The sequence below is a fragment of the Vibrio sp. Vb1166 genome, assembly GCF_033338695.1.
In the GTDB taxonomy this organism is placed as follows: Bacteria; Pseudomonadota; Gammaproteobacteria; order Enterobacterales; family Vibrionaceae; genus Vibrio; species Vibrio alginolyticus.
Genome location: NZ_JAWOTE010000004.1, coordinates 293,782 through 309,505, shown reverse-complemented (window position 1 = coordinate 309,505; position 15,724 = coordinate 293,782). Strand labels below are relative to the sequence as shown.

Here is a 15,724-nt window from a genome sequence, read left to right as displayed (position 1 = left end):
GCAGCAAAGGCGCAGTTCGTGGATAATACTAATCAAACACACTTCTATTCAGCATAATAAATTTATCACTTAGATTAATGAGTCACCATAATTGTGAATACAATGATTTCAACCATTGATATGAACAGTGTTCATTTTAAACTCAAGTTATCAATTCGATTTTATTTAAAGGACAGTCACTGATGAAAAGAGCGCTAATCCCCCTGGCTTTACTGACTTTGCTCTCAGGTTGCGCCAGCATGTCTCCGGATGAGTGCAAAACGGCAAACTGGTACAACGTAGGTTATCAAGATGGCCGAGACGGCAACGATCCAAACATTATCAATAGCTATACCGAAGACTGTGGTGAAGCGGGTGTGACACCCGACCGAGCGAAATGGAAAGAAGGCTTTGATAAAGGCACTATCCAATATTGCTCACCAGACAATGGGTACACTGTCGGTATCGAAGGCAAAGAATATTACGGTGTATGCAGCAGCAAAGAGTTTATTGAGAACTACCAGTTAGGTCATCAAGAATATCAACGCCAGCAACGCATCCAACAAATCGATACTGAAATCTCGGTCATCGATAATCAGCTTGATGGCAATCCAGACAAAGATAATGCCAAGAGACTGAAAGAGAAGAGAAAGCGATTGGCTGACGAGCGTTCAAGCCTCTTGTCGCCAACCATCAACTTGAATCTGAATTTCTAAATCGATTGGATTTAGCTTCTAAAAATTCATGGCCCTAACTCAGTTCTAGGGTCATGAATTGACTGTTCGGATCGAGTTCGTAATCCCCGAACGGCTCGCAGTACACAAAGCCATGCTTTTCATACAACAGGCGCGCTGGTTTAAAAAACTCCATCGAGCCCGTTTCTAAACTCAAGCGCTGCAAACCTTTTTGCTTCGCTTGCTCAATCACATGAATCAATAATTGAGATGCCACACCTTGGTTTCTTGCCGTAAGCGTGGTGCGCATGGATTTCAGCTCCGCGTGTTGGTCATCCAACTCTTTAATCGCTGCACACCCAAGCAGTTGCTCACCTTTCCATCCGGTCCAAAATGTCACTTCTGGCGCTTTGAGCTTATCTAAATCTAACGCATGCACGCTTTCTGGTGGTGACGTGGCGTACATGTCCTGTAAATGTCCTTCCAACAGCGCTATCACTTGCAGCCGTTCTAAATTGTCGATTTCAATCCTCATCTTTCCATCCTTGGTTTTTCCTAGCTAAAGCGGCTGTCTCATAATGTGTTGCGGTCCAACGGGGCCGCCGTGGTAAAGCTCATTGGTATCTTCAAACCCTGATTTTAAATAGCACTGATAAGCGGGTATGTTGCGGCAATTCACAGTGAGATAAAGCGCATCAAACTCGGGATAATGGCGTTTGGCGAAATCGGCAAACTGTTGAATGGCTTGCTTGGCGATGCCTTTGCCTTGATGACGGTGATCCACCAGCAAAGCACGTACGCCTAAACTGTTTTTCGGGCAAAAATCGTATTTCTCGCTGTAAGCAGCATCAAATAGAAAAAAGCCAACCACATCATCGTCTGTCAAAATCAGATGCGGAAGTTCTGTAGGTTCAAGACGCGTAAGCATTTCACCCACATCCGCGACCGTAAACTGCGATTGCTCTTCTAGCACACTAAGTTCGCAAGTTTGTTCATGTCGCTCAGGCGAATACTTTTCAATGGTAATCATAATCTTCCTTGTTGTTTTTATGCTCAATTCATACAGGGTATGTCGTAAATAGAAATACCTGGTGTCGTATTTCCCACTCGCAGGCAAACGTTTAGCACTCTATTATCCTCGCCATTCGATAGAGAGGTTTCCATGTCCCGTTTTTTACTTTGCAGTTTTGCACTCGTCTTACTCTACCCTACTGCCATTGATTTGTATCTTGTTGGTTTGCCTCAAATTGCGTCAGATCTCAACGCCAGTGAATCTCAGTTGCATATTGCGTTTTCGATCTATTTAGCTGGCATGGCTACCACGATGTTATTCGCGGGAAAAATTGCAGACTCTGTGGGACGAAAGCCTGTTGCCGTCGTCGGCGCGATGATCTTCGTGCTCGCATCTTTTCTCGGCGGGATGGCTGAACAACCAAACACTTTCTTGATTGCTCGCTTTTGCCAAGGCGTCGGTGCTGGATCTTGCTATGTCGTCGCGTTCGCGATTTTACGCGACACGTTAGACGATGAACGCCGCGCGAAAGTATTGTCGATGCTCAATGGCATCACCTGTATCATTCCAGTGATCGCACCCGTGATTGGTCACTTGATTATGCTGAAATTTCCTTGGCCGAGTTTGTTTACCACAATGGCAGGAATGGGCATTCTCGTCAGTGTATTGGCCATTTTTGTTCTCAAGGAATCACTACCCAGCCAACAAGGTGAAGAACAGACAGCGCCAGAGAGCCATCAAGAGACTTTCTTCGAGCGATTTTTTATCAGTAGGCTGATCATTACTGCACTTGGAGTGACCACCATTCTGACCTTTGTTAACGCTTCACCAATTGTCGTGATGAGCATGCTTGGTTTTGATCGCGGTGGCTATTCTTCCATCATGGCGGGGACTGCGACGATCAGTATGTTGATTTCGTTCTCGGCGCCATTGGCATTGGGGATTTTCAAGCAGCGAACCTTAATGATGAGCTCTCAAGTATTGCTCGTTTGTTCAGCCATCGTGCTCAGTGCAGCCCATTTCCATGATGGACAACCTTTTTACTATGTGTTCGGACTTGGGCTGATTTGCGCAGGCTTCGCTTGTGGCTTTGGCTTGGCCATGAGCCAAGCGCTCAGCCCATTCTCTCAACAAGCTGGCGTGGCGAGCTCGTTACTGGGCATTGCTCAAGTTTGTAGTTCCGCGTTCTATATTTGGTTTATGGGTTTCATCGGCGTTACTGCACTGAATATGTTGGTGTTTATCTTAGTGCTAGGTAGCGTAATCAGCCTTGCTCTAATACTATTGATTCCAAAGCCTGTTCACGATACCCATTATGAAGAAATCCCTAGCGCGACTTGATTTAAACTTACTGTTCACTCTGCAATTATTGTTGCAAGAGCAAAGCGTCTCGAAAACCTCGAAAAAGCTGAACGTTACGCCCTCTACCGTAAGTAAGTCGCTCAACAAACTTCGTCATTGGTTCGATGATCCTTTGTTTGTCAAAACACCTAAAGGTCTTGCACCAACGCCTTTGGCGCAAAGCATGGAGCAAGATCTTGCAGAATGGCTGCAAATTGGCAGCCAGATTGCAGAAAAACGCAGCGATATTACGCCTAAAGGAGTGCGTTTTGATATCACGATTGAGTCGCCATTAGTGCTCACAGTGCTGGACAGACTCATCGTCGCTATCCACCAGCGATACCCTGAAGCGAAAGTAAAAACCAGTAACTGGGATTACGATTCACTCGACGCCATCATTCGAGGCGAGGCGGATATCGGTTTTACCGGCCGAGAAAGTCACCCGAGATCGAAAGAGTCGTTGGATCTTCTGCCGTATTTCTTGGATTTTGAGATTCTATTTTTTGACCTGCCGATGGTGTATTTACATAAAGATCATCCGGCATTACAGCAAGAGTGGAATCTCGAGACCTTTCTGAGCTACCAACACATCAATATTGTTTGGGAAAAAAGTGAAACTTGGGCGTTGGATGAAGTATTAACGGAACTAGGGCTACAGCGCTCTATCGGGCTGACGATGTCCAACTTTGAGCAATCCCTTTTTATGGCAGCGCAGCCGACGCATGACATGATCACCACCGCGCCGCACTATTGCAAAAGTTACACAGAAAAGCTGCATCTCGATTTGGTGTGCTTGCCAATTCCATTAGACCAAGCTCAACAAGACAAGTTACTGATTCCATTTACCATGATTTGGCATAAACGCAATGCGTACAATCCCAAATTGCTATGGTTGAAAAACACCATTAAGTCATTGTACAAACAACCTTCCCAACCACAGTAAGACTCAGGCTAAGGTCAGGTTTTATCTGGTTATTTTTAATGACTTTCTTGCTCTGATAGCTATAACTAATCACTTTATCAACTAATAAAAATGTTCTTTTGGATCTACACTAGCTGTTCATTTACACGCTAAGGATCAAGGATGTCGACCTTTTTACTCACTGCTATTGCAATGCTGGCGTTCGCTGCTAATTCATTATTGTGCCGACTTGCCTTGGCAGAAGGGTTAATTGATGCAGGAAGCTTCACGCTCATTCGATTGATATCCGGCGCTGTTATCTTAATCGCAATGCTTGTCGTGAGAGGTCAGTGGAAAACCGATCGGCCAACTTCTCGCTTTCGCTTTTTTGCTGGCGTGGCGTTATTTGGTTACGCTGCCCTTTTCTCTTTCGCGTACTTACAACTGGCGACAGGAACTGGTGCTTTGCTTTTGTTTGGTGCCGTGCAACTTACATTACTGGCAATCTATTGGTGGCAAGGTGAGCGCTTTCAGTTTCTCGAAGTCATCGGTATCGGTCTTTCAATTGTTGGATTTGTTTGGTTGATGTTGCCATCTGCCACTCGCCCCGATATTAGCTCTGCACTTCTTATGTTGATTTCTGGCGTTTGTTGGGCTGCGTTTACTGCGCTCGGTAAACAAGCGCCTTCTCCAAGTAGTGGCATCACGTGGGGATTCATCGCTGCATCAATAATTGGCGTGCTCCTTTCGCCATTAATCTTGTCCTCAATCCAACTTTCTTTGAGCGGAGTGTTGCTCGCTATCGCATCTGGTGCCATTGCCTCTGGCCTTGGTTATACACTTTGGTACCAAGTCGTACGTAAGCTCTCTTTACTTCAAGCCGCCGTCAGCCAACTTTCCGTGCCAGCCATTGCTTTACTACTCGGCAGCATCGTACTCCACGAGCCTCTTTCACTGCATACTCTTTTAACCAGCGGCATCATTCTTGGTGGGATCGCTTTGGTTTTTTTATCTCGATCCAAAAAAACAAACGAACAATCGGCAAGCCGATAAAAAGTAATAACTTTCCCTCTCAAATACCCATTCATCATCTATGCTTTTTAAAGCAGTAAAGCTCATTGCAGATGGTACAAGTGGTCTGCTTTGGTACCAGGCGAAGAATATAAGGTGAGAATTGGCTCACACAATGCAACGATTTTGTTTCAAAAGTGAGAATCATCACAGATCGCGAGTTTGCTCGTTTTAGGCGTTTCACCAATAACGCCAAGGGCTAGCACGAGATCAAGCCAAATACGCACTTTTTGTTTTGACAAAGGGTTTACAAAGCACACTTTTTCACCCGCTATATTCCGCCCCCCGAATTTATTCAGAACAAGATTCTGATTATTCATATAAGAAATTCATCAACTTATAACGATAAGCCTGAGCAAACTTTGACACTATGAACGACAAAATAAAATTCGCTATTAAAGTATCGCTTAGCCTGACTCTGGCTTATCTGATCCCGTTTGCCATGGGTTGGCCGCAAGCATCGACGGCCGCAACTACTGTAATGCTGATTGCATCGACAGGCAGTCGTCGTGAATCACTCGCCAAAGGTACCTTACGCGTGTTAGGTACATTGGTTGGTGCCGTGGTTGGCTTGTTACTGGTGGGGTTGTTTGCTCAAGACCGCTTGCTGTACATGCTGAGCGTGTCGGTTGTGGTCTCATTCATTTTTTACTTCCGTAATGCCTATCAAAAAGATCCTACGCTACTCATGCTGACCGGTGTGATGACGTTGATGATGTCCAATGGCGGTGACGCAGAGGGTGCGTTTCTTTATGGCGTTGACCGCGCCTATATGACGGTGTTTGGGGTGGTGGTTTACACACTCGTGGGGACTTTCTTATTCCCGACCAAAACAGAACAAAACCTAAGGCAGCTCATCGAACAACTCAACCAAGCACAACGCGCGTTGTTCACCGCTATCTTGCAAAATTTCGAGCAAAAATCGGCAGGGCAAATCTCTCCTCAAGAAGGCGGAGAAGAAAATCCAGAAGCTGAAGAGCCACAACCTAGCGTGGACACTCTCATCGAACAGATGTTTGCCGCTCAAAATGCGCTCGAACAGCGCTTTGCTACGGTCAGTGTGGAATGCAGTGACGTATCGGCCTACATGAAAGAGTGGCGCTTGGCGGTTCATTTGAACAAGCAAGTAACGCAACAATTGACCGTCGCGGCGCACAGCCACTTTAGCCACCAGCAAGACCGTGAAAGCATCAGCAACTTTGATCAAGCCGTGGCGGAAATTGACGCGCTATTTGATACCTGCCAACAAGTCTGGGACGAAAAAGAACCCGCTTATCGTGCTCAGGAATTCAAAGTCAAATACAACCAAGCGTTGCTTGAGGACGCAGCGCACCTAGAGAAAGGCTCTGCGCTTACGCTTGGTCACCTATTGGAACTGATGCATCAAAACTTGTCACGTTTAGCTGAGAGCATTAGCTGTATTGACTCTGTGACGAATAATGTCTCCTTTGACGTGCCACTACCGAAACCGAAAGGCAAGTTTCTATGGTGGGACGCAGAAAACTTTAAAACTGCGGTCAAAACCTTTGTTACCTATTGGGTTGCAGGACTGATTTGGATTTACTTCAATCCACCAGGCGGCTACTCATTCGTGGTCTTCTCGACCATGTTTATGTCTTTGCTGTCGTTCGTGCCTGTGCACCCAATTTTGTTGCTTGTGCTGTTCACTTTCGGCTTCTTGTTCGCGGTACCTTCTTACGTCTTCATCCTTCCGCAATTGGATCTCGGATTAGAACTTGGCCTGTTTATCTTTATCTACACCTTTATCGGTTTTTATCTGTTTAACGGGCCAGTGACGATTTTCTACATGGTGGGCTTGTTTGTTCTCGGTTTAGATAACAACATGTTCTATCACTTCGGGATCCTCATGACGATCATGCTGTTGTTTTACATGGTGGTGTTCATGATTATTTTCGCGCACTACTTCCCGTTTAGCTCACGACCAGAACACCTCTTTTTGACCATAAAAGAACGCTACTTCCGACATACCCGAGAGCTCTTCACTACCTATCAACAGCAGTCCAGCTCGGTTGTTACGCCGCTCAAACGGGCCTTGCACTTGGTGACGCTCAATGTCTCATCGAAAAAGCTCAAAGTGTGGGGTTCGAAAATCAACCACAAACACTTTGATAAAACCACGCCAGAAGCGATCGGCGCGTTTAGCAAAGCGTGTGATGTACTCAGTAATCACATCAACATCTTAATGGCCGCCGAGAAAAAGTTGATGACCAATCCACTAATTACTCAGCTTCGCCAACAGCACCGCGATTCCATCATTCCTTTGATGGCGGGCGCTTTAGCCAGCCATCAAGCAACACAAGAACTCGACTCCGTATTCGACCAATACAGTCAGGATTATCAAACATTCGAAGATAAACTGGAAGATTTTTTTAGTGAGTTGGATTTATCTGACTACGCTTATTCAGAGATAGCCGGTTTTTATATCTTGCTGAATTTAAAACGGAACGTGTTCGAAGCAATCAAGCATTGCAAGCAAACCTACGAGGATATCGATTGGGTGAACTTACAACAGAAGCGTTTTTAAAGGTGGGGATATGATGCTTCCAAAACTAACCAAACCAAGCCTCGCCATACTTTCTTTGCTCGGACTCAGTGCGTGTACCACGGTAGGACCAGATTATGTTCATCCAAAGCAGGCGCCACTGCCAAGTGACTGGTCGGTGCAAAAAGCAGCCAAAGATACGCAGCAATCAGAGCAACAGCTACAACAATGGTGGCAGCAATTTAATGACTCAACTCTTAATCAGCTGGTTGAGTTGGCGAGCAAACAAAACCTCGATTTAGAAGCCGCAGGGCTACGAATTGTCCAAGCACGTTCATTGCTTGGTATTTCGACTGGCTTGCAATACCCACAAGTTCAAACCGTGTCAGGAAACCTAGCGCGTGCCTACGTAAATGATCAGGGCGTGAATAACGCCACTTTGTCGTTTGATGCTGCTTGGGAAATGGATGTTTGGGGCAAGTATGCTCGCGGTATTGAGTCGGCAGAAGCGGGTTACTACGCATCCATCGCATCGTATCACGACATCATGGTCACTATAACCGCCGAAGTGGCGCGCAATTACATCAACTATCGCACATTCCAAGAACGTATTTTGCTGTCTCGCCGCAACATAGAGATTCAAGAGCGTGTCGTACGTATTACTCAGGTGCAGTTCGACTCTGGCAACGTTACAGAATTGGACGTTCAACAAGCTAAAAACCAACTCTACACCACCAAAGCAGCGCTACCGAGCCTCGAAGTGGCAATGAAGCAATCACGTACTGTGTTGGCTTTGCTACTGGGTCTGTTACCAGAAGAAGTAGATCGACTGCTACAGTCGGATGGGATGCACAAGCAAATCGCTGAGTACGAAGCCCAGTTCAAATCGACGGGCAGAAAATCGGCGCTATCGGGCACCGACGAGCGTTCCATTGTGCCACGTCCACCGCTTTTGGATACGCAAGTGGATGCTAACTTAGTGATGCGACGTCCGGATTTGCAAGTCTCTGAGATGCAAGCTCGCGCTCAAAGTGCGCAGATTGGCGTGGCAGAAACCGCTCTGTACCCAAGCTTTTCGTTGTTCGGTTCCATCGGTATCGACAGTACGGTTCCCGATGGCAGCAGTTTCAGTTTTAGCGATTCGCTCACCATGGTGGTTGGCCCAACGTTCAGTTGGAACATTTTCCAATACGGACGCGTGAAAAATAACATTCGTTTCGAAGATGCTCGCTTCCAAGAAACGCTGACGAACTACAACAAAAAGGTACTGCAAGCCGTTAATGAAGTCACCAATGCAATCGAAGCATATGACCTGTATTTGCAGCAAAAAGATTTACGCTTGCAATCGGTCAACTCTTCCATTCGTGCGTTCAACATATCCATGACACAGTACGAAAACGGACAAATTTCATTCGAACGTCTGCTTAACTCGGTAGAAAAAATGACCCGCGCAGAAGACAGCTACGCAACGATCAAAGGTAATGTTGCGAACCAAGTTGTCGCGCTCTACAAAGCCCTCGGTGGAGGCTGGCAAACCCAAACAGGCAAACCTTTCATCAGTGAATCGATTGCCACGCAGATGACAGAGCGCACTGACTGGGGAAGTTATTTAAATGAAGAAAACCGCGTATTGCCGCCTTTGCCTATCGAAACACCGACGGAAAACGGCGATAAGAACAAAACGGAGGATCTCTAATGCCTCATGAACTTTCTTGGGGAGACGTTTACTTTTCTCCTACGCTACTCGTGCTCTTTCTCGCCGTCACGTCCACGTGGATAACGGTGATGATATTGAACAAGACACGTTTGTCTCGCTTCATCGCTTTTCCGTCTCTGACGTTTATTGCCATCATGGTCGGTTATGTGGTGGCCATCGACAGCTTTTATATTCAATTTTAGGTGCCAAACAAGATGAAAAAACTATTCGTAATCGCACTCAATCTTGTCATTCTTGGTGGCGCAGCTTGGCTCGGCTATCAAAAGTTTGAGGAATACTTTAATAACCCATGGACACGAGATGGGCAAGTGCGTGCTAACGTCATCAAAGTGGCTCCTCGCGTATCAGGCCCAATTGTAAATGTCGCAGTGCAAGACAACCAAGAAGTAAAAACGGGGGATTTACTGTTTGAAATCGACCCTGCGACTTACGAAGTTGCTTTGTCTCAAGCCGAAGTAGCGCTGGAGCGCTCCATTGTTAGCTCTCGCGGTAAAAAAATCGAATACGACCGCCTTAAAGATATTCGCGCGAAAGACCGCGGCGCGGTTTCTCACAAGGATCTAATTCGTCGTGAAATCGCTTACGAAGAATCGCTACTGCAAATCAAATCTGCAGAAGAGCAACTAAAATCAGCACGCCTTAATCTCAGCTTTACCAAAGTTTATGCGACCGTCGATGGTTTTGTATCTAACCTCGATATTAGAAACGGTACGCAAGCGGTCGCAAACCAACCACTGCTCGCACTGATCGACAAAAACAGCTTTTGGGTATTTGGTTTCTTCCGTGAAAACCAACTTGCGCAAATCGAACCTGGCAGCCAAGCGCGTGTCACTTTGATGTCTCACCCAGACACGCCAATTGACGCGACGGTTGACTCGATTGGTTGGGGTATTGCGCCCAAAGACGGCACGGTCGGCTACAACCTTCTTCCAAACGTAAACCCTGTTTTTCAGTGGATTCGCCTAGCACAACGTATTCCGGTGCGAATCTCCCTACAAGAACTTCCTGAAGATGTTGATCTTCGATTCGGGCTTTCTGCGTCCATCATGGTGATGAAAGAGTCATCCGCAGAAAGTGAACAATAACTAAGTGAGAAGAGCCATGGTCATTGGTAAAAACCTCAAAAATATTAATGAAGAAAACAACTTCTTCTATCTAACCTTAGCACTAGTGATTTTGTTGCTAGGGAGTGCGATGGCACAAGTCGTAGGTGAAGGGACGATTGAACACATACTTCAGGCTTTCACGGTTCTGACGTTTATCGTCTGTTTTGCGAGCCTTCGCTTTGACAAAACCTGGTCTCGTTTCCTCTACAGCCTGTTTGGTGTTTGGGTTCTTGTGATTGTGATCAAGACCGTTTTCAACATCAGAGAGATGAATGTGGTGATGCTTGCCCTCACCTTTGCGTTCTTTTTCGGCACTTTTAAATCCATCGCAAGACAGATTCTTTTCACCGGCCATGTCAACAGCAACAAAGTCATTGGCTCGGTAGCGCTTTTCTTGCTACTTGGTCTGATGTGGGCGATTGCCTACCTCATTCTGCTTGAGTTTTCGCCTGAAGCCTTTACCGGTATGGAAGCGATTTCTTGGGGGCAGAACTTCTCCAATGCAGCGTATTTCAGTTTCGTTACCTTAACCACGCTCGGTTATGGCGACATTAGTCCTCTAACACCACTGGCTCAAGTCGTGGTGTATTTAGAGGCCATCACAGGTGTTTTTTATATGGCGATTGTTGTTTCAAGTCTCGTCAGTTCTAACATTGATCATCAGGTAAACAAAAATGGATAAACAATCGGTAAAAATCGACAGTAAGCTTTTCATCAGTAATATGGTGGAATCAGCAATACGCATTGGCTTGATCTTTGTCTTGCTGATGTTTACGTACGACATCATCAAACCCTTCATACTTCCGGTTATTTGGGGCGCTATTATAGCCGTCGCTTTAATGCCGCTTACCCAAAAATTGCAGCGTGTATATGGTGGTCGCAGAGGTCTGGCAGCCACAACCATTGCTTTACTTGGTATTGCCCTCCTTGTCACGCCACTTGTTATGGTATCAGGCTCCATTGTGGATGGTGCAACGCACGCGCTTGAAGTACTACAAAATGGTCAAGTGAAAATACCAGGGCCAAAACCTTCCGTAGCGGATTGGCCTATCGTGGGTGATAAGCTCTACGAAGTGTGGACCCTATTCGCTACTAATCTTGAGCAAGCGATTCAAACCTTTATGCCACAAATAAAGGCAGGACTCACATCTTTACTGGGTACACTGGGGGGCGTATTGGGAAGTTTACTGCTTTCAATCTTGTCACTTGCGATTGCAGCAGGTTTCATGACGTACTCTGAATCTGCGGCATCAGGCCTAAGAACCATCGCGATTCGTACCGCTGGTGAAAACGCAAAAAGCTGGACCACGCTTATCGCAGCGACAATTAAAAGCGTACTGCTTGGCGTAGTCGGTGTAGCGGCGATTCAAGCACTGTTGATCGGTGCTGGTTTCTTCGTATTTGGCGTTCCGGCAGCAGGTTTACTCACACTGCTTCTAATGATCTTATGTATCGCTCAGCTCCCGGCGTTGCTCGCAGTGCTACCTGTGATTGGCTTCATGTACATGACCCAAGACACCTCAACAGCAACCATGTTTACTGTTTGGGTCGTAGTTGCGGCTCTTTCTGAAAACCTGTTCAAACCAATGTTAATGGGACGTGGCGTCGACGTGCCAATGCCTGTGATTCTGCTCGGTGCCATCGGTGGTATGCTTTTCTACGGCATCGTTGGTCTGTTCTTAGGTGCCGTTATCCTAGCAATTTGGTATGAGTTATTTGTTTGGTGGTTGAGCATTGAGAAAGCACAACAGCAAGAAGAAATGGCAGAACAACAAGACGCTTCTGATGACCAATCAGAACCTGGACACGGTGCTGGCATTTAATAAATCAATAAGTTAGAAAGAAATTTAATCTATAACTTATGATATCAAACCGCTGCATTTCAGCGGTTTGATTCTATTTGGATCACAGTTTCGTCGTAATAAATGCGATAAAAATGACGTTCTTGTTAAATTTTCATACTTATTACACTTGGGAGTTGCAATCGGGCAATGAACGATGCACTCTCGATGACCACTAATTTGCTTAGGATAAAAACAATGAAATTGATCAAGCCTTTAACTTGTGCGCTTGCTCTCGCAATGAGTGGCATGGCATTCGCAGATGTAACCGTGAGTGTTCCTGACAACGTTTCAGTATTGGCGGCTAACGGTGAAAAAGCAGATCTTTCGGGTGGTTTTTTCGCCTCTGAAAGAACACTGACGTTACCTGATGGCCTTAACCAAGTCGTATTTCGTTTCGCCCCTTACTTCAACCAAGGTAATGACCGTTTAAGTGTTGAAAGCGATGTTATCGTTACACGATTTGACGCGACCAATGCCGAACTCACTCTACAAATGCCAGAATACCGCAACCTACGTGATGCGGAAGAGAAGATCAAAGACTTAGATTGGAAACTGGTTGATGATTCAGGCAACGCAATCGCGGTTGACCAGGACAAGTTGCTCAAACCGGGTATGCAAATCGGTCGTGATTACGTACGTGAAATCGAAGATTATAACCAAGCTGGCGGTGCAGCAGCCGTGGCTTTTGCTGGCGCAGCGACCATGCAGCCAGTCACGCTTCCTGCAAAGGTTCCTGCGGATATGAAGCAAGTGAGAGCAACTGCGGTTAAAGCGGATTCGACAGCTGAAGAGATGCTGCACTTCTGGTACCAAAAAGCAGACGCAGAAACCAAAGCTCGCTTTAAGAAATATGTTAATCAACAGTAAATCTGGTTAACTTTATCGATATTAAAAAAGCCACTTCACGTGGCTTTTTCGATCAAAAAATTAGGAAACTTGGACAACTTTAGTATTGGCGATCAAGTCATGCAACAAACGTCGCTCCGGATGAAAGAACAACAATGCCAAATTTACCAACGGGATCCCCGGAATGAGCATCTCCAGTAAGTAGCTAATAACAAGCCTTAACCCTGCTGTAACTTTCGTTGCCTTACTATCATTTTTCATTACAACTTTAATACCAATCATGCGCATACCAATGGTTTGCCCATGACTCAATGCATTCCAGTTGATCATTAAAACCGTTGGTAAAGAAAGCAAGTAAAACGCCTGAGTTTCACGAACAAGCGTGAGGTTATCTGCTAAAGAGAGCTGAAAGTCGTTAAGAAAAGAGTTAATACTCAATGCGATGATTAACACGACCACCATCGTAAAGAGCAGGTCGATAAAACCAGCAATGATTCTCTGTTGCTTGCTCGCGATAAAAGCATACATGGACTTCAGTCACCTCAATGTAATTGGTTAAGCGAGAATGACTGAGTGTACAGACGCGCAATGGTGAGCGCAGTTTAGGTATTGCCAACATAATATTCAACTAAGAACATACTAAATCGCGGTCGTATCTCAAAAGTAATCATTACATCTTGAGCATAACCGTATCAATTTAACAAAACGCTACCAGTAACGTTCGTAAATGATATTTCCCCCAGTTTGATGGCGATACTTTTCCAAGCCTAGCTCTTGTAAAACGGGCACGGTATCTTTGATCATTTGTGGATTCCCACACATCATGACAAAGCTACGCTGAGCTGAGAATGGCGCATCAGCGGCGTTGGACAGTAAACCCGATTCGATGAGTTCAGGAATTCGGCCTTGTAATTTACCATCAACCACTTCCCTGCTAACTATCGGTATATACTTTAATCTGCCTTCATATCGTTGCTGAAGCTGTTCAATTAGGTATTTATAAACCAGATCTTTTTCGAAACGAACGGCATGAACCAGCACAATGCGCTCATTGTGAGGCGGTAAGTTTATATCATCCAGCAGCGACAAAAACGGTCCAATCCCCGTACCTGTAGATAGCAGCCACAGGTCATGAGCCTGTTTAGGAATAGAATCATGGATTAAATCGCCATGTGCGGTGGCACCGACATAAATGCTATCACCAGATTTAAGCTTTTGGAGCCGTGGAGAAAGTTGTCCTTGAGGGTCGGCTACTATTAGAAACTCCAACCAATCGAATTGCTCGCTTGGCGCATTAACCACAGAGTAAGCGCGGCTGATCGGCTTACCTTCATCATCAAGCAAAGCAAGCTTGGTGAATTGGCCAGCTTTAAAGGAAAGAGGCGCGCCAGATATTCTCAAACTGAACAGCTCACCTGTCCAATCGATGCGTTTCTCAACTCTTGCGAGGTTGAAACCTTTGAGTTCAATCATGAGACACCTCCTATCTGGTTACTCTTAGTTAAACTTACGCCTTCAACTCAATTATGTAAAGTTTCTAGTTTACATAATCAAACCACCATTTCATTTCACATTTTAAAAACAATTTTATTACATATTAAATGATTACATCTAGAATAAATGCTCAAAGTGATAAGTCGCGTCGCAATTTGTGGCAAAGCAGATGAAAAAGGAGCAATAAAAATGGACACACTGTTAAAGGACTTTCCCGTTATCACAGAGATAAAAGTCGCATGGGGTGAAATGGATGCTCTGCAACACGTTAATAACGTGGTCTATTTTCGCTACTTCGAGACCGCACGTTTAGATTACTTCAACAAAATTAACCTGCTGGTCGACCTGCAGACCTCGCAAATTGGGCCAGTACTGAGCGAGACTCAATGCCGCTACAAATTGCCTGTTACTTACCCAGACACGCTATTAGTCGGTTCTCGCGTAATCGACATGCAAGAAGATCGCATCACAATGGAGTACCAAGTGCTGAGTAAGAAGTGGGGTAAAATTGCGACCATCGCGACCGCCACTGGTGTGATGTTTGATTTTAAGAACAACGTTAAAGCTGCGATTCCAGATCACGTTCGCCAGTCGATTTTAGACTTGGAAGGAACCGTGGGTAGTACGCATCATTTGGAGTAGCAAGAAACGAGAGATTAAAGGCGAGGTTCCCGACAGCGCTTCTTCATAGCTATCGGGAATGATGCTGAGGTACCATTCCAGCCCGCGTGATAAGAAAACTAGCGTCATTCTAATGAGCCTAAAGTGAATCATTCGAAACCTCGCTAAACGTAACAGTAGAGCGACTCTTCCAGCCTACGCGATAAGAAAAGCTGCGTCATTCTAGCGAACCAAAGCAAGACTAAGAATCTACATACCGCTTGCTGCAGACCATAAAGCTATGAATAAACTCAATACAATCTGAGAGTAGATTCTGAATCACGCTCGTTCCTCGCGGTTCAGAATGACGGTTCGAGTTTGGCTCTGATCTCTACAAAACCATCTAAAAAAGCGATTCCAGAAGAACCTAAGTGAGTCACTCGGAATCTCGCTTTAGACGCATCAGCAGAGCGACTCTTCCAGCCTACGCGATAAGAAAAGCTGCGTCATTCTAGCGAGACTAAGAATCTACTTACCGCTTGCTGCAGACCATAGAACCATGAATAAACTCAATACAATCTGAGGGTAGATTCTGAATCACGCTCGTTCCTCGCGGTTCAGAATGACGGTTCGAGT

Annotated in this window: 16 protein-coding genes; 12 read left to right on the top strand and 4 right to left on the bottom strand. The window is 45.5% G+C overall.

The window, feature by feature from the left end; all coding sequences use genetic code 11:
• Positions 1-182: 182 nt before the first annotated feature.
• Positions 183-695, top strand: coding sequence for a DUF2799 domain-containing protein (locus R7E51_RS07205; protein ID WP_005374970.1), 513 nt, complete (start codon positions 183-185; stop codon positions 693-695).
• Between the two features lie 34 nt (positions 696-729).
• Here R7E51_RS07205 and R7E51_RS07200 read toward each other — a convergent pair whose 3' ends face one another.
• Complete coding sequence (locus R7E51_RS07200) at positions 730-1,188, bottom strand: GNAT family N-acetyltransferase (RefSeq protein WP_206957654.1); 459 nt, start codon at positions 1,186-1,188, stop codon at positions 730-732.
• Between the two features lie 24 nt (positions 1,189-1,212).
• The gene (locus R7E51_RS07195) at positions 1,213-1,683 is read right to left on the bottom strand and encodes a GNAT family N-acetyltransferase (protein WP_005386917.1); all 471 of its coding nucleotides are present in this window, start codon (positions 1,681-1,683) and stop codon (positions 1,213-1,215) included.
• A 132-nt stretch (positions 1,684-1,815) separates the two neighbouring features.
• On the opposite strand from R7E51_RS07195, the gene R7E51_RS07190 reads away from it, so the two are divergent.
• The 10 genes from R7E51_RS07190 to R7E51_RS07145 all read left to right on the top strand — a co-directional run bounded on the left by R7E51_RS07190 (position 1,816) and on the right by R7E51_RS07145 (position 13,015).
• Positions 1,816-3,006 (top strand): MFS transporter, encoded by a 1,191-nt coding sequence (locus R7E51_RS07190; protein ID WP_206957653.1) that lies wholly within the window; start codon positions 1,816-1,818, stop codon positions 3,004-3,006.
• Complete coding sequence (gene yidZ / locus R7E51_RS07185) at positions 2,981-3,949, top strand: HTH-type transcriptional regulator YidZ (protein ID WP_054574895.1); 969 nt, start codon at positions 2,981-2,983, stop codon at positions 3,947-3,949. Before R7E51_RS07190 ends, yidZ begins: the two co-directional genes overlap by 26 nt.
• A gap of 141 nt (positions 3,950-4,090) precedes the next feature.
• The gene (locus R7E51_RS07180; protein ID WP_171344805.1) at positions 4,091-4,960 is read left to right on the top strand and encodes a DMT family transporter; all 870 of its coding nucleotides are present in this window, start codon (positions 4,091-4,093) and stop codon (positions 4,958-4,960) included.
• Between the two features lie 388 nt (positions 4,961-5,348).
• Positions 5,349-7,523 carry an FUSC family protein gene (locus R7E51_RS07175; protein WP_206957652.1) on the top strand — a complete coding sequence of 725 codons (2,175 nt, stop codon included), beginning with the start codon at positions 5,349-5,351 and terminating at the stop codon, positions 7,521-7,523.
• Positions 7,524-7,533: 10 nt separating this feature from the next.
• Positions 7,534-9,177, top strand: coding sequence for a TolC family protein (locus R7E51_RS07170; protein ID WP_206957650.1), 1,644 nt, complete (start codon positions 7,534-7,536; stop codon positions 9,175-9,177).
• On the top strand, positions 9,177-9,380 hold the full coding sequence (locus tag R7E51_RS07165) for a DUF1656 domain-containing protein (RefSeq protein ID WP_206957648.1): 204 nt from the start codon (positions 9,177-9,179) through the stop codon (positions 9,378-9,380). Before R7E51_RS07170 ends, R7E51_RS07165 begins: the two co-directional genes overlap by 1 nt.
• A 12-nt stretch (positions 9,381-9,392) precedes the next feature.
• On the top strand, positions 9,393-10,283 hold the full coding sequence (locus tag R7E51_RS07160) for an HlyD family secretion protein (protein WP_025768613.1): 891 nt from the start codon (positions 9,393-9,395) through the stop codon (positions 10,281-10,283).
• Between the two features lie 16 nt (positions 10,284-10,299).
• A complete protein-coding gene (locus tag R7E51_RS07155) occupies positions 10,300-10,986 on the top strand; it encodes a potassium channel family protein (RefSeq protein ID WP_047102392.1) in 687 nt (228 codons plus the stop codon).
• A complete protein-coding gene (locus tag R7E51_RS07150) occupies positions 10,979-12,127 on the top strand; it encodes an AI-2E family transporter (protein ID WP_005386936.1) in 1,149 nt (382 codons plus the stop codon). Before R7E51_RS07155 ends, R7E51_RS07150 begins: the two co-directional genes overlap by 8 nt.
• A 216-nt stretch (positions 12,128-12,343) precedes the next feature.
• Positions 12,344-13,015, top strand: coding sequence for a DUF2057 domain-containing protein (locus R7E51_RS07145; protein WP_017634411.1), 672 nt, complete (start codon positions 12,344-12,346; stop codon positions 13,013-13,015).
• A 60-nt stretch (positions 13,016-13,075) separates the two neighbouring features.
• Here R7E51_RS07145 and R7E51_RS07140 read toward each other — a convergent pair whose 3' ends face one another.
• Positions 13,076-13,522 (bottom strand): RDD family protein, encoded by a 447-nt coding sequence (locus R7E51_RS07140; RefSeq protein ID WP_025768614.1) that lies wholly within the window; start codon positions 13,520-13,522, stop codon positions 13,076-13,078.
• A 180-nt stretch (positions 13,523-13,702) separates the two neighbouring features.
• Positions 13,703-14,467, bottom strand: a complete 765-nt coding sequence (locus tag R7E51_RS07135; protein ID WP_005374935.1) for a ferredoxin--NADP reductase — start codon at positions 14,465-14,467, stop codon at positions 13,703-13,705.
• 210 nt (positions 14,468-14,677) lie between these two features.
• Between R7E51_RS07135 and R7E51_RS07130 the strand changes: the two genes are divergently transcribed.
• A complete protein-coding gene (locus R7E51_RS07130; RefSeq protein WP_005374933.1) occupies positions 14,678-15,130 on the top strand; it encodes an acyl-CoA thioesterase in 453 nt (150 codons plus the stop codon).
• Positions 15,131-15,724 lie beyond the last annotated feature (594 nt).